Source organism: Amycolatopsis sp. NPDC052450 (assembly GCF_044547565.1).
Classification (GTDB): Bacteria; Actinomycetota; Actinomycetes; order Mycobacteriales; family Pseudonocardiaceae; genus Amycolatopsis.
Genome location: NZ_JBIUAQ010000014.1, coordinates 20,506 through 38,916, shown reverse-complemented (window position 1 = coordinate 38,916; position 18,411 = coordinate 20,506). Strand labels below are relative to the sequence as shown.

Genomic DNA, 18,411 nt, shown 5'->3' with positions numbered 1-18,411 from the left:
GAGTGTGCAGGAGGCAGGATGCGGAGACGACTTCGGACCGCCGGGGTGGCCACGGCGGCCGTCCTCGGCCTGATGGCGTCGGCGGTGCCGGCGACCGCCCAGGTCGGAACGGGACCGTGGACGGCGGAGAACCCCTCGTTCAACGTCCAGGAACGCGGGTGCGGAAACGTCGACGGGCTGAATTTCGAACTGACCTGCTCCACCGGAAGCGGGGACCAGCGGGCCGAGCGGCGCTACGTGACCCACACCGGCGGCACCAGGCAGTTCGAAGGATCGTTCCGGATCACCAGCATGGCGGGCAGCCGGATCAGCCTGAAACAGACCTTCCGCGACGCGCCGACCGCCGGACCGTACTTCATGCTCGCGGTCGAACGCGGCGGGCGACTCTACGCCGTCCACGGCGGCGACACCCTGGGGAGCGGCGCGACCGTCGGGACGTCCGTGCGGGTCAACACCGTGCACCAGGTCGGAAGCACGCACAAGGTGTACATCAACGGTTCGCTGAAGCAGACCGTCAGCAGCAGCGGCGGCAGCTACTACGACAAGTTCGGTGCCTACCGGACGGCCAGCGGCGCCGGGCCGGTCAAGGTGACCTGGAGCGGGATCAAGTTCTGGCGTAAGTAAGGCGCAGAACGGTGTCGGGGGTCGTGAGTAGCGATTCGGGTTAGGGCCAAGGGTGTCTTAGGTACCTACGTGGTTGAGGCTGCGGTTGATGCCAGGCCGCGGACTCGGTAATCGCCAAGTTTGCTTCACAGGCGCCAGCAGTCACGGCGGCTGCGCGTGAAGGCCCCCTTTGAGACGTTGAAGGCTCAAAGGGGCCCTTCACGACATAGGATTTCGACGCCGGGCCGTGGGAAGCGCTGAAGAGTAGGGAAGGGGCCTTCACGCGCAGAGTCCCAGTACATGAAGGACTCCTTCCTTGCGCCTGGGTACAGGAAGGGGGCCTTCATGTACTTGGGGAAGGCCTTCACGGACTCACAGTCCTTGGTTCTAACCTGAATCGCCACTCACTACTCGTTCCGGACCTCGGCGCCACGAGTCGAGATCCGTCCACGCTTCGAGTGTCCGCTTGCTTTCGAACCGGCGGCGTTCCCCGGTGACCGGATCGGTGAACTCGAGGACCTTCGCCAGTAGCTGCAACGGTTCGGTGAAGTCGTCGAGCGGGGTTTCGGTCAGCTCCGGGTAGAAGTCGTCGCCGAGAATCGGCAATCCGAGGCCGCTCATGTGCAACCTGAGCTGATGCGTGCGGCCGGTCGCGGGGATCAGGCGGTAGCGGCCGAGGCCGTCGCGGTGCTCGATCAGTTCGACGCGGGTTTCGGCGTTGGGCGGGCCGTCGACCTCCTGCGCGGCGATGACCCCACGTTCCTTGACGATGCGGCTGCTGATCTCGCGCGGCAGCACGACGTCCGGATCGTACCGCGCGATCGCCTCATATTCCTTGTGCACCAAGCGATCCCGGAACATGGTCTGGTACTTGCCACGAAGTTCGGGGGTGCTCACGAACAGGATGAGCCCGGCGGTCACCCGGTCGAGCCGGTGCGCGGGGCTGAGCGCCGGGAGGTCGAGTTCGCGGCGGAGGCGGACCAGCGCGGTCTGCAGGATGTGCCGTCCGCGCGGGATCGTCGCGAGGAAATGCGGTTTGTCGGCGATCAGGAAATGCTCGTCGCGGTGCACGACGGAGATCTCGAAGGGAGCCTCGACCTCGTCGGGCAGATCCCGGTGGAACCAGATGAACGAGTCCGGCACGAACGGCGAGTCGACGCCGAGCGGCCCGTCCAGCCCGACGATGCGCTCCTCGCGGAGCATCTCCACGATCCGCTCGGGCGCGACCCGGGGGAGCCGCTCGACGAGGTGCTCCCGCAACGTCGTCCACGGTCCCTCGGCGGGCATCTTGAGCCTCGCGGGGTCGAGCCCGTGGCGGGGCGGCAGCGGCGGGCGGAGCTTGCGTCTCATCACCGCGCACTCTAGCCGCGACCAGGTGGAGTGGACCGACGTGAGGTTGCGAAAGCCACTTTCGCAACCATCAACGTTGCGAAAGTGGCTTTCGCAACGTCTGGCGAGTTATCCACAGTGAGGCTGATGTGGCGAGTTGTCCACAGGTCGAGGGGAAGACGGTGGCGCGCGATGGTCCGAAGCGCCGACGATCATGGTGTGAAATCCGGAGAGTGGGCCCGTGATCCCGAGGGGCTCCATCAGCACAGCCGTGGTGGCGTGATCACCGTCGCCCGATTGACGGAACTCGGCGTTCCTTCCATGACCTGCTATCGCCGGTGCCGTCCGGGAAAGCCGTGGCAACGGCTGCTTCCGGGTGTCGTGTTGCTGCATTCCGGCGAGCCGACGCGACGGCAGCTGATCGATGCCGCCCTCTTGTACGCGGGGCCGGACGCGGTGGTGACGGGGGCCGTCTCCTGTCGACGGCAGGGTTTGCGGGCCTTGCCGGACCAGCCGTTCCGCGTTCACTTGCTTGTGCCGCTTGAACACAAGATCGGCGGTTCCGGGCAGGTGATCATCGAACGCACGACCCGGCTGCCGCAGGCGGTCGTGTTCGATGGAGTGCCGCTGGCACCTTTGGTCCGGTCGGTTCTCGACGAGTGTCGCCGGCTCGGCTCGCGACAGGACGTTTCGGCTCTGCTTTCCGAGGCGGTGCAGCGGGGTGCGAGCCTTCCGGAGTTGTTCGGCGAGCTCGATGCCGGGAGTAGCCGTGGCACCGCGATCCCGCGCGAAGCGTTGCATCGGATCGCTGATGGTGCCCGATCGGCCGCGGAGGTCGACGCGATGCGGGTGTGGCGGATGACCGGTTTGCCGGAGCCTCGGTGGAATCGCGAGCTACGAGACGAAAACGGCGAGTACATCGCGACTCCCGACGGCTACTTCGCGGCGGTGGGCCTGGCCTGGGAGATCGATTCGTACGACTTCCACTTCGGCAAGCAGCAGTACGCCGCGACAGTGGCGAGAAACGCCAGATATGCGGCGGCAGGCATCGTGGTCCTTCAGACCTTGCCCAGTCGATTGCGAACGGAACCCAGGCGCGTCGCCGCCGAACTCGTGGCCGCGCATCGTGCCGCCGAAGCCCGTAGCCGAGCCGCCTGAGTGGCCGCAGTGCGTTGCGAAAGCCACTTTCGCAACCATCAACGTTGCGAAAGTGGCTTTCGCAACACCGGTGACCGCGCACCGCGGGATCGCCGCGCACGCTTGCCGCGTCGGCGACGTGACTGACCGCGGAGCGTCATCCGGCCTGGTCTCGGTACCGCGCGAGGTACCGCTCGGTCACGTCGGCCTCCGCGATGGCGGTGGCCTCGGCGCGGGTCCGGCGGCCGATGCCCGGCGGGAAGCCGTTCTTGGCGAGCCGGTGCTCGATGCTCTCCTCCATGTACGCCATCGAGTAGAAGTACGCCACGAGCGCGGCCATCAGCACGATCGCCAGCCGCAAGGGGAGCGGGCCGGGCAGGAGGAGCCACACCGCGCAGAGCGGGGCGATCATCACCGTGCTGCGGGCGACGTGTCGCCAGCGCCAGCTTCCGGTGGTGGCGTCGTGGAGGATCCAGTCGTGGTAGCGCTCGGGCAGCCTGCCGCCGAGTGAGTACCACAGCCAGCGGAACACGTCCGGGCGCTTGCGGGGCATCGGGCGACTCCTTCCGTCGATGCTCTCACAGTACACTAATGATTAGTACGCTAAACATTAGCGTCACGGTTAGGATCGGCGGCATGAACTCGGAGGGGCCGGAGATGAAGTCGATCGATCTGGGCGAGGATCCGCTCGCGCTGGAGCGTCAGGTGTGTTTCGCGCTGTCGGTCGCGTCGCGCAGCGTCATCGCCATCTACCGTCCGCTGCTGGAGCCCCATGGGCTCACCCATCCGCAGTATCTGGTCATGCTGGCGCTGTGGGAGCGGGGTCCGCAGGCGGTCAAGGATCTGAGTGTCGCCCTGCGCGCCGAGCCCGCGACGCTGTCGCCACTGCTCAAACGGCTGGAGACGATCGGTTACGTCACGCGCAGACGCAGCGCCGAGGACGAGCGGCTGCTGACGGTCGAGCTGACGGAATCCGGTCGAGCGTTGCGCGCGGAGGCGGAGAAAATCCCGTACCGCGTCGTCGAGAAGCTCGGCATGGAGGTCTCCGAGCTGGAGGCGCTGCACAAAGCCCTGACTCGCGTCATCGAAGCCACGGCTTGAGCGAACCGAAACCGGGGTGTGACGAAATGAGGGTGTGAAGCCGCGCCGGGGTGGGTAATTCCCGTCACGCCAACTCAATGTGACAGGAAGATGAGGGACCGTGACCACCTCGACCCCCGCGCCCACGGAAGCAGGTCTGGAGCTCGTGACCAGGCTGAACGCCTACCTGGAAGACGTGGCCGCGGCGCTGGGGATACGGAGGGATTCGTGCACCGTCGACCTCACCGGTCCGGTCGCCGCGCGGATGAGGCTGAACTGGCGCCTTCCCGGCTTCCCCGAACGTGACGTCGACCTGATGTGGCACGAGGAGCACGGTTGGTCGGCCGCCGTGGTGACCCATTCGGACGACGACCACCACGTCGTCGTCGCGTACCTCGGCGGCCGCACGGTCGCGTCGCAGCCGCGGCTGGTCGCCCGGTTCGCCGAAACCCTGCGTACCGGCGAACACCAGGACTGCTGGCCCGGCCCGCCGACGTTGCGTACCGCCGGCGGACCGTCCGCGCTCGCCAAGGAACTCGCCGCCTGGGCCTGATCAGCCGGGCGGGGCGAGGACCACGTCGAGCGCGATCGTGATCTCCGCGCCGATCAGGAACCTCGGCGCGCGGACACCGAGCGCCCGCCGGTCGAAGACGGCACCGGCGAGCACCCGCCAGGTGCCGTCGCCGTTGTCCACCGGCCCTGTCGCGGTCACCGTGAGGGGACAGGATTCGCCTCGCGCGCCGAGAGTGCCTTCGACCGACCACTCGCCGGAGCCACCCTCGATCCGGTCCGCGGCGAAGGTCAGCACGGGATGCGCGTCGATCGCGAGCAGACCGGGTTTGCGCAGGTCGGCGTCGCGTTTGGCGTTGCCGGTGTCGATCCCGTCGAGGTCGAGGGCCGCTTCGACGGCGGTGACGCCGTTTCCGGAGACGCGTACCGAGCCGAGGCTGACCGGGATCGAACCGTGGACCACGCGGAAACCGAAGTTCCGGACCGTGAACGCGGCCGAGGTCCGTTCGGCCAGCACGGTCCAGGTGCCGACGCGCGCGGACGTTCCGGCGGTCATCGCGGCTCACCCACCAGACCGGGTGCGGGCAGGGATGTGTGGAGCACGCGGTGGACGTCGATCCGGTCCGGCCCGGACAGCAGCGCCGGGTCCTCGCCGGGTAGCAGTTCCGTGCTCATGACCGCCTTCTGGACGGCTTCCATCGCCTCGATCGACTCGGTGAAACCGAGAACGAGACGAGACCTGTCCTCGGCGGTCAGGACGTAGAAACCGGCGATCCCGCCGAGCCCCTGGACTGCGGGCCGGATCCGCTCGCGCCCGCCGAAGTCGGCGGCGTCGGCCTCAGCCTGGGTGAGCGGCCGGTCGAACCAGGTCGCCTGCGCGACCCTGGGCTCGGCAGTGCCGCTTTCGACGTCGGAGACCTCGTAGACGCGGGCGTCGAAAGTGCGGGGGGTGTGGTGGTCCCCGGCCGCCAGCGCGGAGCCGCGGTCGCGCCACAACGCGACGACGAGCCCGGTCAGGCCGCCGATCTGGGCGAGGGTGCAGGTGCCCGGTGAACCGGTGCCGGGGTGGAGTTCCGCGGCGAGGGCGTGGCCCCAGCCTTCCGGCTCGTCGGCGTGCGAACGCCGGAACTGGTGAACGGTGGCGTACATGGGTTTTCCTTTCCGTCGGACGTGCCGACTCTGCGCTCCCGGCGGTGTCCGGACATCAGTGCCAGTACGCAGGGCGGTACGGAATCGGGCGCGGAGCGCGATACTCCTTCCGTGAACCGGGAACCGTTCGTGGGCAGGGTGGGCGAACTGGCGAGCCTGCGCGGCAGGCTCGCGGACGCCGCCGCGGGCTCCGGCGGGCTCGTGCTCGTCTCCGGGCCGCCAGGGATCGGCAAGACCCGGCTGGTCGAGGAGGCCACGGCCGGTGCCTCCGCGGTCGTGTGGGGCCGGTGCGCCGACGATCCCGGAGCGCCGCCGCTGTGGCCGTGGCGGCGGGTCGTCGAGGCGCTGCCGTCGGTCGATTCGGCGGTGACGAGGGCTTTCGCCGAGGCCGATGGCGTCGCCGACGTCCAGGCCGCGCGGTTCCGGCTGGTCGCCGCCGCGGCGGACGCGCTGGTGGCCGCGGCGGAGCCGTCGGGACTGGTCGTCGTCCTCGAAGACCTGCACTGGGCGGACGAGGCGTCCTTGCGCCTTTTGCGGCATCTGGCGGGGGAATTGCGGCGCTCGAAGCTGGCCGTGATCGCGACGCATCGGGACACCGGGCACACGCCCGCATTGGACGCCGCGCTGCCGGATCTCCTACGCCGTCCGGGCGCCCGCGGTATTTCACTGCCGCCGTTGGCCGAGCCCGATGTCCGGGCGCTGCTCACCGAATTGGCGGGGACGACGCCCGCCGAGCAGGAGGTACGCGAGGCGCATCGCCGCTCCGGCGGGAACCCGCTCTATCTCGGCGCGATCGCGCGTTCGGCGGGTGGATCGGAACTGGGGCACCTCGTCCGTGCCGCGGTGGCGGCGCTCGAACCCCAGGTGCGGCGGCTGCTCGCCATCGCGGCGGTGATCGGCGAAGACGTCGAAGCCGCTCTGCTCGCGAAGGTGTCCGGGCTGCCGCTCGGAGAGGTCGTCGACGGGCTCGACCGAGCGGCGGGGGCCGGGGTGCTGGGTGACGGCCGGTTCGCGCACGCCGTCGTCCGCGACGGGATCTACGCGGATCTGGGCCAGGCCGAGCGGGAAGCGTTGCACGGCCGCGCCGCCGCCGCGCTCGAGGAGCGCGCCCGGCGTGCTCCCGTGCTCGCCGGAACGGTCGCGGGGCATTGGCTGCGTTCGGCGTCCGCGCCGGAGAAGACGGCGGAATGGGCGGCGCTCGCGGCCGCCGAAGCGAACCGGGCACTGGCCTTCGACGAAGCGGCGCGTTTTCTCGCGATCGCGCTGGACGCGCGCTCGAAGGCCGGACTGTCCGAGAGGGACCGTGCCGGGCTGCTGCTCGATCTCGCCGTCGCCGAATACCGGTCCGGCCGGTTCGCGCGAAGTCTCGACCACTCCCGCCGGGCCGCCGATGCCGGGCTGGTCGCCGAAGCGGCACTGGTGGTCCGCGACGTCGCGGCGCCGGATCTCCTGCCCGGTATCCGCGACCTCGCCTCACGCGCACTCGCCGTGGACTGGGTCGACAAGACGACGCGGGCCCGCTTGCTGGCGCACAGCGCGTCGGTCGAGGCCGACTACGGCCGATTCGCCGAAGCGGGGAAACTCGCCGACGAGGCCTTCGCGCTCGCTGAAGAGTCAGGCGATCCCGAGGCGCTGGTCGACAGCCTCCGCGCCCGGATGAAGGTCGCGCCGGACACGCTGCCGTCGTCCGAGCGGCTGCGGCTCGGGGCGCTCGCGGTGGAACTGGGCACGCGGACCGGGCAGCCGCTGGTCTCCCTGTGGGGTCACAAATGGCGGATCGACGCCGCGCTGGAGGACGGGCGGATGGCGCTCGCCGACGACGAACTCGTCGCGGTGACGGCACTGGCGCGGTTGACGAGGCTGCCGCTGATCCGCTGGCATGACCTGCGGCTGCGCAGTTCGGTGCTGGCGTTGCGGGGAGATCTGGCCGAGGCACGCGAACTCGACTTCGCGGCGGAGGAACTGGCGGACACCGAACTCGCGGACGACTTCTCCGCGAAAGGGATGTCCTACGCGTTCCGCATCCAGCTCGTCCTGCTCACGGGTGATCCCGGCGAGCTGCGAGGCGACTACGCGAGGTTGCTGGACCGGGCCCCGCATCTGCCGGTGACGCTGGTTTCGCGGCCGTTGCTGAGCCTGCTCAAGGGTGACCTCGACGAGGCGAGGGTCCGGTACGAGCAGCTGGTACCGCTCGTGCGGAGCCCGGAGTTCGCGCTGCACAGCACTGGCGCGCTGCCCAACCTCGTGCCGCTGGTCGAGGCCTTCCACGACGTCGAGATGGCGGAGTACCTGTTGCGGCGCCTCGAAGAGGTGCGGCCGATCGTGTCCGGCGGTGCCGGCGTCTTCTGCGCCGGCTCGACCCTGGAACAGCCCGCCAGGCTCAACGCCGTCCTCGGCCGCCACGACGAAGCGGTGCGGCTGTACGAGCGGGCCATCGTCGTCAACGAAGGCATCGGCGCCCGGCCCGGTGTCGCCCAGGTTCGGCTGCTGCTCGCCGAAGTCCTTGTCTCCCGAGGCGACCTCGCTCGTGCCCAAGGCCTCGCGCGCGAGGCCCTCGACGAGTTCCGGCGGCTGGCCATCCCGGGGCCGCTCGCGCGGGCCGCGGCGCTGCTCGACCGGATCCGCGCCGAACGCCGCGCCGCCGACCCGCTCACCGGGCGGGAACGCGAGATCGTCGTCCTGCTCGCCGACGCGCTGAGCAACCGCCGGATCGCCGAGAAGCTGGTGCTTTCCGAACGCACGGTGGAAAGCCACGTCCGGAGCATCCTGGCGAAACTGGGGCTGGCGAACCGGACCGAGGTCGTCGCGTGGGCGAGCAGGGAAGGCCTCAGGGACTGACGGTCAGCTTGCCGAGGATGCGTGCGACGACGGCGTCGAGATTGGCGTCGAGGAAGAAGTGGCCGCCCTCGAACACCTCCATCTCGAACGAGCCCGTGGTGTGCTCACGCCAGTTTTCGACGTCCGGCACCTCCAGAACCGGATCCGCGTCCCCGGTGAACGCCACGAGCGGGCAGCTCACGTCGGAGCCGGGCCGGTACCGGTAGGTCTCGACGGCCTTGTAGTCGCCGCGCAGCGCGGGCAACGCGAGCGCGCGGATGTCCGGATCGTCGAAGATCGACGCGTCCGTACCGCCGAGCCTGCTGACCTCTTTGAGGAACGTGTCGTCTTCGGCGAGGTGGTGTGAGGTGTCCTTCCGCACGTCCGGGCCGCGGCGGGCCGAGACGAACAGCGCCGCGGGGACGAGGCCACGCGTTTCGAGCCGGCGGGCGACCTCGAACGCGACGATGGCGCCCATGCTGTGGCCGAAGAGGGCGAAGGGTTTCGGGAGCGCGGCGACGACGTCCACCAGCTGTTCGGCGAGGACGTGCAGATCGTCGACGACCGGCTCGCCCATGCGGTCCTGCCGTCCCGGGTACTGCGCGGTGTGCACCTCGACGGTGGGCGAGAGGGCCGCCGAAAGCGACCGGAACGCGCTCGCCGATCCACCCGCGTGCGGGAAGGCGATCAGTCTCATCCCGGCCGAAGGCGCCGGATGAAAGCAACGTGTCCAGCGGCGAAGATCCTGCCCTGCCATCGAAAATCCCCCAATCCGCGCGCGGACGGCCCACGCGACACTGGAATGTACGGGGGATTCGCGGGGCGAGTCCATGCTTGTGCGGGGTTCTTCACGTGAGAACACTGGACACCGGGGCCTGGCGGAAGGGAGCGAGTGTGGCGGAGGACCTGAAGATCAGGGTCGGTGCGGGGCTGGGGACCGGGACGGCGGCAGAGGAGTTCGGTGCCGCGGTCGACCTGCTGGAGCGGGCGGGCGTCGATTCGCTCTGGCTGCCCGAAGCGGTGTACTCGCCGAGGATCGACCCGGTCGTGGGGCTGACGCACGCGCTCGCCCGCACCACGAAACTGAAGGTCGGCACCGGGGTGATGGTGCTGCCCGGCCGTGATCCGGTCCTGGTCGCCAAACAGCTCGCCTCACTCGCCGCGCTCGCACCGAAAAGGGTCCTCCCCGTCTTCGGCCTGAAACCCGCGCGCGACGCCGAACTGCCCTTGTTCCCGGTGCCGCCCGGCCGCCGCGCCGCGGTGTTCGACGAGTCGTTGCGGCTGATCAGGGCACTGCTGGAACAGGAAGTGGTGACCTTCGAGGGCGAGTTCTTCCGCGTCGAGGGCAAAGGGCTCGGCATGTGCCCGGTCAACCGTCTCGACCTCTGGCTCGGCGGGAAGGCACCCGGCGCGCTGCGCCGCGTCGGCAGGCTCGCGGACGGCTGGCTGGCCAGTTTCCTCACGCCGGAGGAAGCGCGCGCCGGCCGCGAGGCGATCCAGAAGGCCGCCGCCGAAGCGGACCGGGAGGTCGAAGCCGACCATTTCGGCATCTCCCTCATCGTCGCGGAGGACGGGATCCCGGACGCGCTCGCGGCTTCGGTCGCGGCACGGTCCGACGCGGACCCGTCCCGGTTGATCGCGGGCGGCTGGAGCGCCGCCCGCGACCTGATCGCCGAGTACATCGACGCCGGGCTGAGCAAGTTCGTGCTGTACCCGGCCGGGACGGAGCCGATCGAGCGGTTCGTCGAGAACTTCGTCGAGCACGCCGTGCCGATGCAGAACTGAGTGGGTCACCGTGGACCGGCGCACCACCCTCACGCGCTAGTCGAACTTCAGCTCTTCGGTGCGCCGCGGCATCAGCAGTAGCGCGCCGACGCTGAGCACGGCGACCACCAGCATCGCCAGGAAGACGTGGTGCGTGGCGTCCGCGAGGGCGCCGCGCACGAACGTCGTCGTCGGGGTGTCCGGGCCGTGGCCCTCCAGGACGACACTGGTCGCGTCGACGCCGGACGGCAGGCCGGTGACCCCCGCGGGCGGGCTGGCGAAGCGGCTCGCCAGGGTGGCGTTCGCGATCGCGCCGAAGATCGCCACGCCCACGGCGCTGCCCAGCGAGCGGCTGAACATGTTGGTCGCGGTGACGACGCCGCGGCGTTCCCACCCGATCGTGGACTGCACGGCGATCAGCGTCGGGCTCGACGCCAGCCCCAGCCCCAGTCCGAGGACGAACGCGGCCGCGGCCGCCAGCCAGATCGACGACCCCGCCGCCAGGAACACGGTGAGCGCCGCGCCCGCGATGACGATCCCGCTGCCGATCAGCGCGGTGTCCCGGAACCCGATCCGCATGTAGATCCGGCCGGCCAGCGACGCCGAGATCGGCCAGCCGACGGTGAGCGCCGCGAGCGCGAATCCGGCGACGAGCGCGCCGGTGCCGAGCACGCCCTGGGAGAAGGTCGGCAGATAAGACGTGAGGCCCATCAGCAGCATGCCGACCACGACGGCGACCAGGTTCCCGCCGATCAACGTCCGTTTGGTGAAGATCCACAGTGGCAGCACCGGCTCGTCGGCCTTGCGTTCCACGAACACGAAGGCCACCAGCAGCGCCACCGCGCCGCCGAAGATCGCCACGCTCGGCGCGGACGCCCAGCCCCAGGCGACCCCGCCTTCCAGCAGGCCGAGGATCAGCAGCGAACAGCCGAGGGTGAGCAGCGTGGCGCCGAGGTAGTCGATGCGGTGTGAGCGGCGTTCGACACGCTCGCGGAAGTTCCGGAACAGCATCCACGCCGCCAGCGCGCCGAGCGGCAGGTTGATGAAGAAGATCCAGCGCCAGTCGAGGTACTCCGCGAACACGCCGCCCAGCGTCGGCCCGACCACCGACGAGATGGCCCACACGCTGGCGAGGTAGCCCTGCACCCTGGCGCGTTCCTCGACCGTGTACATGTCGCCGACCATGGTGAGCGCGATCGGCTGGATCGCGCCCGCGCCGATGCCCTGCACCGCGCGGGCCGCGATCAGCACCGGCATGCTCCATGCCGCGCCGCACAGCACCGAGCCCAGCAGGAACGCCGCGATCCCGAAGAACATCACCGGACGCCTGCCGAGCACGTCGGCGAACTTGCCGTACAGCGGAACGGTGACCGCCTGGGTCAGCAGATAGATCGAGAACAGCCACGGGAACTGCGAGAACCCGCCGAGATCGGCGACCACCGACGGCACCGCCGTCGCGATGATGGTCGAGTCCAGCGCGATCAGGCCGGAACACAGCATCACGGCGATCAGGACGGGGCCGCGTTCGGAGCGGAAACCGACCCCTTCCTTCGCGGTGACCGGGGCCGGGGTCGTCATCTGTGGCGGTCTCCTCGGGCTCATGAAGGGGGTCAACTACTTCGCATGGGTAAGCATTCCATGGAGACACCCGGTCATGGGACCGATTTTTTCCGTGAGCTATCCCGCAAAATGGATCGGATGAGCACCTGGATCCGCCCGATCGACCGTGGCTGGGTTGTCCGCGACACCGTCCCGGGACCCGACGTCGACGAGTTCGCCGACCCGGATCGGGTGGCCGCCGCGCTCGCGGAGGCACGTGGCGACAGTCTGCTGGCGGTCCAGCATCCGGCCAGGACTCCGGCCGCGCTGGCGGGCGGCCTCTCGATCGAGGCGGCTTTGCCGCAGGCCAGGGCCACCTTCGAACGCATCCGGCAGCGGCACTACCGGCCGGTCGCCGACGTCGTGGCGCCGTACCGCATCGACGGGCCGGACGGGGTGGCGCTGGGCGTGCTGTGCCTGGTCGACCCGGCAGCGGTCCGGGATGACGGGGTGACGCGGGTCCGGCACACCGAGGACGTCTACCCGGACGTCGTCGAGGAACGGGCCGCGATGCTCGCCGGGCTCGGCGTCGCCACGAGTGCCGCCATGCTCGTCCCCGCGACCGGCGGCCGTCGGCTGACCGCGCTGATCGAACGGCTCTGCCGGGGGCAGGCGCCCAGCCTGTCCACAGTGGACGGCGCGGGCCGTGAGCACGAACTGTGGCTCGCCGGTCCCGGCGAGGGCCAGTCCGAACTGCTGGCCGCACTGGACGAAATGGATCTCCTGGTCGCGGACGGAAATCATCGCGTCGCGGCCGCCGCGAAATCGGGGCGCGGCGCGTTGCTGGCGCTCGTCACCGGCGGACCGGCGCTGCGGATCGGCCCCATCCACCGGGTGCTCACCGGCACCGGATTCGACGCGGACACGCTGGCCCGGCGATGGAAGGACGCGGGGTTCGACGTCCATCTCGGACGGCCGGACCCGCCGACCGAGGAGGGTGAGATGACCGTGCTGGCGGGCGGATCAGCCTTCCGGGTGGTGCTCGGCAAGGCCGGCGGTGACCACGCCGTCGTCGAACAGAAGCTGCTTCGCGGGGCACTCGGCGTCGATCCGGAGGGGCCGAACGTGCGGCCGTTGCTGCCGGGCGTGCCGGTGCCCGAAGACGCGGACGCGGTATTGCTGCTGGCCCCGGTCCCGTACGCGCAGGTGCTCGCCGTGCACGCGGCCGGGTCGCGGATGCCGAGGAAGGCCACCTATTTCACGCCGAAACCACGCAGCGGGCTCCTGCTGGCCGAGCTTTGAGCCGCGCTTTTGTCGGTGGCCCGGCCTAGGATCACCTCGTGGAACTGCCCGTGATGCCGCCCGTGAAGCCGATGCTGGCCAAGGCCGTGCACGAACTGCCGCGCACGCCGGGGCTGCTGTACGAGCCGAAGTGGGACGGCTTCCGCTGCGTGGTCTTCCGCGACGGTGACGAGGTCGTGCTCGGCTCGCGCAACGACAGGCCGCTGACGAGGTACTTCCCCGAACTGGTGGACCTGCTCAAGGACGCGCTGCCCGAGCGCTGCGTCGTCGACGGCGAGATCGTGCTGGTCACCGAAGGCGGCCTCGACTTCGAGGCGCTCCAGTTGCGCCTGCATCCGGCCGCGTCCCGGGTGACCAAACTGGCCGCGGAGACGCCGGCCAGTTTCGTGGTGTTCGACCTGCTCGCCCTCGACGACCGGGACCTGACGCCGGAGCCGTTCGAGGAGCGGCGGAAGCTGCTCGAAAGCGTCGTCGACACGAAGTTCGCGCGGGTGCATCTCACGCCGCTGTCCGAAGATCCCGACGTCGCCCAGGACTGGTTCACCCGCTTCGAGGGCGCGGGCTTCGACGGTGTGATGGCCAAACCCGCCGACGCACCGTACGAACAGGACAAGCGGGTGATGTGGAAGGTCAAGCACCAGCGCACCGCGGACTGCGTCGTCGCCGGATTCCGGTGGCACAAGGACGGCGTCGGGGTCGGGTCGCTGCTGCTCGGGCTCTACAACGACGAAGGCGTCCTGAACCACGTGGGCGTGGCCAGCAGTTTCACCGCCGCGAGGCGTCGTGAGCTGGTGGACGAGCTCGCGCCGCTGCGCGAGAACGCGCTGGAGAACCATCCCTGGCGCGAGTGGGCCGAGGCGCACGAAGAGGCGGGTGGCCGCATGCCGGGCGCGGGCAGCCGGTGGGCGCCGAAGAAGGATCTGAGCTGGGAGCCGGTCCGCATCGAATGGGTCGCCGAGGTCCGCTACGAGCACGTCGAGGGCACGCGGTTCCGCCACGGCGGGCGGCTCGTGCGCTTCCGCCCGGACCGCGAACCGGCCTCGTGCACGTACGCGCAGCTCGAAGAGGTCCCGCCCGCCGAGCTGGCCACCTTGTTCACCGAGCTGGGGGAAGCATGAAAGCGGAGCCGGTCACGCTGGACCTCGACGGCGTCGAGTTCACGGTGTCCAATCCGGGCAAGGTCTACTTCCCGGAGAACGGCGAGACCAAATTGGACCTCGTCGAGTACTACCGCGCCGTTTCGGAGCCGCTGCTGGCGCAGCTCGGCGGCAGGCCACTGCTGCTGGAGCGCTATCCGGACGGCGCGGGCGGGAAGTCGTGGTTCCAGAAGCGGGTTCCGAAGAACGCGCCGGACTGGCTGACCACGACGGTGGTGTCCACCCCGAACGGGACCACTTCGGACGCGCTCGTGGCGAAGGACCTCGCCCACGTCGTCTGGGCGGTGAACCAGGGTTGTCTCGGCTTCCACGTCTGGCCGAACCGGGCCGACGCGCCGGACATCAGCGATCAGCTGCGCGTCGACCTCGACCCGTCGCCGGGGATCGGCTTCCCCGAATTGCGGCACGGCGCCGTCCTGACGAAGGCGCTGCTCGACGAGCTGGGCATCGCCGCGCAACTGAAGACCTCGGGCTCGCGCGGCCTTCATCTCTACGTGCCGCTGGAACCGAAGTGGGACGGCTACGAGGTCCGCGCGGCCGCCGTCGCGCTCGCTCGCGAACTCGAGCGCCGCCACCCGGAGGAGATGACGGCCCAGTGGTGGAAGGAAGAACGCGGCTCGCGGGTGTTCGTCGACTTCAACCAGAACGCGCCGCACAAGACGGTGTTCGGCGCGTGGTGCGTGCGGCCGCGGGTCGGCGGACAGGTGTCCACGCCGATCGGCTGGGACGAACTGGACACCGTCGAGCCGGACGAGCTCACGCTGTCCACTGTGCCCGCTCGGCTCGCCGAACGCGGAGACCCTTGGGCGGGAACGAAACCGCAGTCGATCGAGCCGCTGCTGGAAATGTCGCGAAAGGACATGGCGAACGGGCTCATGGACGCGCCATGGCCGCCCGTCTACCCGAAGATGCCGAACGAGCCGCCCCGGGTCGCCCCGAGCCGGGCGAAGAAGGACTGAGACAATTCGGCACCTGGTTGCGATGATTGCGAAGCGCAAGGATCGCAACCAGGTGACGAATTGCGGTCAGAGCGGGAGGTCGAAGGCGAGCTGGGTGTGCACGGCGCGTTCGGCCTTGCGGGTGGAGCGGTGGCTCGGCAGGGTCGCGGCGCAGCGCGGGCACGGGGCGACGTCGGTGCCGGTGAGATCCACCGGCGTCCACCGGCGGGATTCCTTTTCCCCGCAGGCGGAACGCCGGTAGCGGAGGTCTTCGGAGCGGGTCATCATGTGCGCGGCGGGGGAGTCCTCCGGCAGCGCGCCGACCAGGTACCAGCGTCCGGCGGTGTTCGTCATGGAACTGTCCTCCCGATACAGGTGGTCCAGCTCGAGATTCCTTCCGCAGGCCAGTGTCAACGAGACTCGCCGCGATTCCCGGTATTTCGGCCTTTCGGCGTGTCAGTCCTGAATGAACCGCAGGACGCGCAGCATGCCCCGCTCGTCGACGACCTCGGGATCGTCCGCGACGCACTCCCCGAGACGCGCGGTGACGGCCTCGGTGTCGATTCCTGAGCCGATCAGCACCAGTTCGCTCCGGCGCGGCAGGCCGGACGGCCACGCCGACCGTTCCAGCTGGATGAACGAGCCCACCGTGTGCAGGCCGAACCGGGACTGCTCGCCATTCGGGCCGAAGTCGAGGAAACCCTTGATCCGGTAGAGGCCGCCGGGACGCTGTTCGAGGAAGTCCATCAGCCGTCGCGGGTCCAGCGGGCGTTCGGTGGTGAAGGCGACGCTGTCGTACGCGGTGTGGAAGTGGTGCTCGTGGTCGTGCTCTTCCTCACGGAGATCGTCGAACGACAGTTGCCCGGCCCGTTCGCGCGGCCGCGCGTCGAAGAACAGGGTGGGGTCGATCCGGCCGTGGGAGGTCGCGATCACCGGGGTGCCGGGTGCGATCTCGTCGATCGTGCCGCGCAGTTTGGCCAGGGTGTCCTCGTCGGCCCGGTCGGTCTTGTTGAGCACGACCAGGTCGGCGAACCCGAGGTGCTCGTCCAGTTCCGGATGCCGCTTCCTGGTCGCCTCGAACTCGGCCGCGTCGACGAGTTCGACCAGCCCGCCGTAGGCGATGACGGGGTTCTCGCTGGCGATCATCAAGCGGATGAGGTCACGTGGTTCGGCGAGTCCGCTGGCTTCGATCACGATGACGTCGATGCCTGCCTCGGCCTCGGAAAGCTTGGCGAGCATGGCGTCGAGGCCGCTCGCGTCGACGGCGCAGCACAGGCAGCCGTTGCCGAACGACATCATGGTGTCGACCTGGCCCGAGACGGCCATCGCGTCGACCGCGATGCTGCCGAAGTCGTTGACCACGACACCGATCCGCGCGCCCTGCCGGTTGGCCAGCAGGTGGTTGAGCAGGGTGGTCTTGCCGGAGCCGAGGAAGCCCGCGACCAGGATGACCGGAATCCGCCTGTCGACCACGATTTTCCTTTCCGTCGGAGCTTCCCGCACTCTAGCGACGGCGGTGGCGGGGCAATACACCGGTCCGGGGAAAGAACAGAAGAGTCCGTGGATGAATACGCTCGAAAGAGTGATTAACGACGATCATAAAGCGATCTTGGGTGAGCGTGATCATTTTTTCTGACGCAATTCGGTGAATCTTCCGCGAAGTCGCAGGCAATTCCAAATATTGTCGTCGGCAAGCTTTCTGCCTGCTGAAATGTCAGCGAGGACGAAGCTTCTGCCATTTGGTGGATCGTGGCCTTCTTTCGGTGGGGTATCGTCTTTCGTCTGGTCCGGACCCGGCCGGCTCGCCGTGCGGGCGTGATCCTCCGGGCATTTCCGAGTGCAGGAGGAATGGTGATCGTTCCCGCCGCCGGTGCCGGCGTCGAATTCGGAGAGTGGGAGGCCGAGGTGACGACGGCCTCCATGCGGGTGACGGATATCCCCCGCTTGCCTCCGGAGGTGGCTTCGCGGGAACGGAGCGTGGACGTGGCCGAGGCGGAGGACTTCCTCCGGCTCTTCCACGCCGAAACGGACGGCGGGACCGCGGGACTGGACGAGCGGCTCGACCGGGTCCGCGCCGAGATCCACGCGACGGGGACGTACCGGCACACCGCGGCCGAGGTCGAGTTCGGCGCCCGGGTGGCCTGGCGGAACTCCGCGCGGTGCATCGGCAGGCTGTACTGGCAGGGGCTGAAGGTGCGGGATCGCCGCGACGTCGTCGACGCCGCCGCCATCGCCGAGGAGTGCGTCGCCCATCTGCGGGAGGCGACCCGAGGCGGCCGGATCCGCTCGACCATCACCGTGTTCGCGCCGGACGGTCCGGCGGGACCCGGCCCGAAGATCCACAACGAGCAGCTGATCCGCTACGCCGGCCATCGGCTCGGCGACGGCTCGGTGCTGGGCGATCCGCGCCACGCCGACTTCACCGAAACCGTCCAGGAGTACGGCTGGCGTCCGCCCGAACGCAAAGGTTCCTTCGACGTGCTCCCGCTGCTCATCGAGTCCGAACCGGGGGAGCGGCGCCTGTTCCGGCTGCCGTCGGACGCCGTGCTGGAAGTCCCGTTGTCGCATCCCGACCACCGCTGGTTCGCCGGGCTCGGACTGCGCTGGCACGCGGTGCCCGCGATCAGCAACATGCGGCTGGTCATCGGCGGGATCACCTACCCCGCGGCGCCGTTCAACGGCTGGTACCTCGCCACCGAGATCGGCGCGCGCAACCTGGCCGACACCGACCGCTACGACCTGTTGCCGGTGATCGCGGACCTGATGGGGCTGTCGACGAAGTCGGAACGCACCCTGTGGCGCGACCGCGCGCTGGTCGAACTGACGCTCGCCGTCCAGCATTCCTTCGACGCGGCGGGCGTGACCGTCGCCGACCACCACACCGAATCACGGCGGTTCCTCACGCATATCGCCAAGGAGGAGCGTGCGGGCCGTCGGTGCCAGGCGGACTGGAGCTGGATCGTCCCGCCGCTGTCCGGCGGGCAGACCGCCGTGTTCCACCGCTACTACGACGAGCCCGATCCGGCCGCGAGACCGGCGTTCCTGCCTCCCGGATAGCGCTCCGACGGGTGAAGAGGTGAGCCGAA

The 18,411-nt window shown here is 69.5% G+C and carries 18 protein-coding genes; 10 read left to right on the top strand and 8 right to left on the bottom strand.

Annotation, left to right across the window (positions count from 1 at the left end):
• The first annotated feature begins 18 nt into the window (after positions 1 to 18).
• On the top strand, positions 19 to 624 hold the full coding sequence (locus tag ACIHAO_RS23300) for a hypothetical protein (protein ID WP_396561000.1): 606 nt from the start codon (positions 19 to 21) through the stop codon (positions 622 to 624).
• Between the two features lie 366 nt (positions 625 to 990).
• On the opposite strand, the gene ACIHAO_RS23295 is transcribed toward ACIHAO_RS23300, so the two are convergent.
• Positions 991 to 1,953, bottom strand: coding sequence for an RluA family pseudouridine synthase (locus ACIHAO_RS23295; RefSeq protein WP_396560998.1), 963 nt, complete (start codon positions 1,951 to 1,953; stop codon positions 991 to 993).
• Positions 1,954 to 2,151: 198 nt separating this feature from the next.
• On the opposite strand from ACIHAO_RS23295, the gene ACIHAO_RS23290 reads away from it, so the two are divergent.
• Complete coding sequence (locus tag ACIHAO_RS23290; RefSeq protein WP_396560996.1) at positions 2,152 to 3,090, top strand: hypothetical protein; 939 nt, start codon at positions 2,152 to 2,154, stop codon at positions 3,088 to 3,090.
• A gap of 136 nt (positions 3,091 to 3,226) precedes the next feature.
• Here the strand turns inward: ACIHAO_RS23290 and ACIHAO_RS23285 are convergent, their stop codons facing one another.
• Positions 3,227 to 3,622, bottom strand: coding sequence for a DUF5313 domain-containing protein (locus tag ACIHAO_RS23285; RefSeq protein WP_396560994.1), 396 nt, complete (start codon positions 3,620 to 3,622; stop codon positions 3,227 to 3,229).
• Positions 3,623 to 3,726: 104 nt separating this feature from the next.
• Between ACIHAO_RS23285 and ACIHAO_RS23280 the strand changes: the two genes are divergently transcribed.
• The gene (locus ACIHAO_RS23280; protein ID WP_378429244.1) at positions 3,727 to 4,170 is read left to right on the top strand and encodes a MarR family winged helix-turn-helix transcriptional regulator; all 444 of its coding nucleotides are present in this window, start codon (positions 3,727 to 3,729) and stop codon (positions 4,168 to 4,170) included.
• Between the two features lie 100 nt (positions 4,171 to 4,270).
• Positions 4,271 to 4,702, top strand: a complete 432-nt coding sequence (locus ACIHAO_RS23275) for a DUF6292 family protein (RefSeq protein WP_396560992.1) — start codon at positions 4,271 to 4,273, stop codon at positions 4,700 to 4,702.
• Here the strand turns inward: ACIHAO_RS23275 and ACIHAO_RS23270 are convergent, their stop codons facing one another.
• Together ACIHAO_RS23270 and ACIHAO_RS23265 are read right to left on the bottom strand one after the other, a co-directional pair.
• On the bottom strand, positions 4,703 to 5,215 hold the full coding sequence (locus ACIHAO_RS23270; RefSeq protein ID WP_396560990.1) for a YceI family protein: 513 nt from the start codon (positions 5,213 to 5,215) through the stop codon (positions 4,703 to 4,705).
• A complete protein-coding gene (locus ACIHAO_RS23265) occupies positions 5,212 to 5,808 on the bottom strand; it encodes a hypothetical protein (protein ID WP_396560988.1) in 597 nt (198 codons plus the stop codon). The genes ACIHAO_RS23270 and ACIHAO_RS23265 overlap by 4 nt, the downstream gene beginning before the upstream one ends.
• 111 nt (positions 5,809 to 5,919) lie before the next feature.
• Here ACIHAO_RS23265 and ACIHAO_RS23260 point away from each other — a divergent pair, with 111 nt between their 5' ends.
• The gene (locus ACIHAO_RS23260) at positions 5,920 to 8,646 is read left to right on the top strand and encodes an ATP-binding protein (RefSeq protein WP_396560986.1); all 2,727 of its coding nucleotides are present in this window, start codon (positions 5,920 to 5,922) and stop codon (positions 8,644 to 8,646) included.
• Here ACIHAO_RS23260 and ACIHAO_RS23255 read toward each other — a convergent pair.
• The gene (locus ACIHAO_RS23255; RefSeq protein WP_396560984.1) at positions 8,636 to 9,322 is read right to left on the bottom strand and encodes a thioesterase II family protein; all 687 of its coding nucleotides are present in this window, start codon (positions 9,320 to 9,322) and stop codon (positions 8,636 to 8,638) included. The two genes, ACIHAO_RS23260 and ACIHAO_RS23255, sit on opposite strands and share 11 nt — an antisense overlap.
• Positions 9,323 to 9,519: 197 nt before the next feature.
• Here ACIHAO_RS23255 and ACIHAO_RS23250 point away from each other — a divergent pair, with 197 nt between their 5' ends.
• Positions 9,520 to 10,410, top strand: a complete 891-nt coding sequence (locus ACIHAO_RS23250; protein ID WP_396560982.1) for a TIGR03854 family LLM class F420-dependent oxidoreductase — start codon at positions 9,520 to 9,522, stop codon at positions 10,408 to 10,410.
• Between the two features lie 36 nt (positions 10,411 to 10,446).
• On the opposite strand, the gene ACIHAO_RS23245 is transcribed toward ACIHAO_RS23250, so the two are convergent.
• A complete protein-coding gene (locus ACIHAO_RS23245; protein ID WP_396560980.1) occupies positions 10,447 to 11,967 on the bottom strand; it encodes an MDR family MFS transporter in 1,521 nt (506 codons plus the stop codon).
• A gap of 111 nt (positions 11,968 to 12,078) precedes the next feature.
• Here ACIHAO_RS23245 and ACIHAO_RS23240 point away from each other — a divergent pair, with 111 nt between their 5' ends.
• Genes ACIHAO_RS23240 through ligD form a run of 3 tightly spaced genes read left to right on the top strand, consistent with a single transcriptional unit; the run spans position 12,079 to position 15,346 of the window.
• Complete coding sequence (locus tag ACIHAO_RS23240; RefSeq protein WP_396560978.1) at positions 12,079 to 13,230, top strand: DUF1015 family protein; 1,152 nt, start codon at positions 12,079 to 12,081, stop codon at positions 13,228 to 13,230.
• A 38-nt stretch (positions 13,231 to 13,268) separates the two neighbouring features.
• Positions 13,269 to 14,348 carry an ATP-dependent DNA ligase gene (locus ACIHAO_RS23235; RefSeq protein ID WP_396560976.1) on the top strand — a complete coding sequence of 360 codons (1,080 nt, stop codon included), beginning with the start codon at positions 13,269 to 13,271 and terminating at the stop codon, positions 14,346 to 14,348.
• On the top strand, positions 14,345 to 15,346 hold the full coding sequence (gene ligD / locus ACIHAO_RS23230) for a non-homologous end-joining DNA ligase (RefSeq protein WP_396560974.1): 1,002 nt from the start codon (positions 14,345 to 14,347) through the stop codon (positions 15,344 to 15,346). The genes ACIHAO_RS23235 and ligD overlap by 4 nt, the downstream gene beginning before the upstream one ends.
• Before the next feature lie 66 nt (positions 15,347 to 15,412).
• Here ligD and ACIHAO_RS23225 read toward each other — a convergent pair whose 3' ends face one another.
• On the bottom strand, positions 15,413 to 15,679 hold the full coding sequence (locus ACIHAO_RS23225; RefSeq protein ID WP_396560972.1) for a hypothetical protein: 267 nt from the start codon (positions 15,677 to 15,679) through the stop codon (positions 15,413 to 15,415).
• 102 nt (positions 15,680 to 15,781) lie between these two features.
• Positions 15,782 to 16,798 (bottom strand): CobW family GTP-binding protein, encoded by a 1,017-nt coding sequence (locus ACIHAO_RS23220; RefSeq protein ID WP_396560970.1) that lies wholly within the window; start codon positions 16,796 to 16,798, stop codon positions 15,782 to 15,784.
• A gap of 375 nt (positions 16,799 to 17,173) precedes the next feature.
• Between ACIHAO_RS23220 and ACIHAO_RS23215 the strand changes: the two genes are divergently transcribed.
• A complete protein-coding gene (locus ACIHAO_RS23215) occupies positions 17,174 to 18,382 on the top strand; it encodes a nitric oxide synthase oxygenase (protein WP_396560968.1) in 1,209 nt (402 codons plus the stop codon).
• Positions 18,383 to 18,411: the final 29 nt, after the last annotated feature.

Excerpts from the sequence above, each read along its gene's own strand:
- ACIHAO_RS23265 (WP_396560988.1), bottom strand. The coding sequence starts at position 5,808 with ATGTACGCCACCGTTCACCAGTTCCGGCGTTCGCACGCCGACGAGCCG.
- ACIHAO_RS23240 (WP_396560978.1), top strand. The coding sequence starts at position 12,079 with ATGGATCGGATGAGCACCTGGATCCGCCCGATCGACCGTGGCTGGGTT.
- ACIHAO_RS23245 (WP_396560980.1), bottom strand. The coding sequence starts at position 11,967 with ATGACGACCCCGGCCCCGGTCACCGCGAAGGAAGGGGTCGGTTTCCGC.
- ACIHAO_RS23270 (WP_396560990.1), bottom strand. The coding sequence starts at position 5,215 with ATGACCGCCGGAACGTCCGCGCGCGTCGGCACCTGGACCGTGCTGGCC.
- ACIHAO_RS23215 (WP_396560968.1), top strand. The coding sequence starts at position 17,174 with ATGGTGATCGTTCCCGCCGCCGGTGCCGGCGTCGAATTCGGAGAGTGG.
- ACIHAO_RS23255 (WP_396560984.1), bottom strand. The coding sequence starts at position 9,322 with ATGAGACTGATCGCCTTCCCGCACGCGGGTGGATCGGCGAGCGCGTTC.
- ACIHAO_RS23300 (WP_396561000.1), top strand. The coding sequence starts at position 19 with ATGCGGAGACGACTTCGGACCGCCGGGGTGGCCACGGCGGCCGTCCTC.
- ACIHAO_RS23285 (WP_396560994.1), bottom strand. The coding sequence starts at position 3,622 with ATGCCCCGCAAGCGCCCGGACGTGTTCCGCTGGCTGTGGTACTCACTC.
- ACIHAO_RS23225 (WP_396560972.1), bottom strand. The coding sequence starts at position 15,679 with ATGACGAACACCGCCGGACGCTGGTACCTGGTCGGCGCGCTGCCGGAG.
- ACIHAO_RS23280 (WP_378429244.1), top strand. The coding sequence starts at position 3,727 with ATGAAGTCGATCGATCTGGGCGAGGATCCGCTCGCGCTGGAGCGTCAG.
- ACIHAO_RS23295 (WP_396560998.1), bottom strand. The coding sequence starts at position 1,953 with ATGAGACGCAAGCTCCGCCCGCCGCTGCCGCCCCGCCACGGGCTCGAC.
- ligD (WP_396560974.1), top strand. The coding sequence starts at position 14,345 with ATGAAAGCGGAGCCGGTCACGCTGGACCTCGACGGCGTCGAGTTCACG.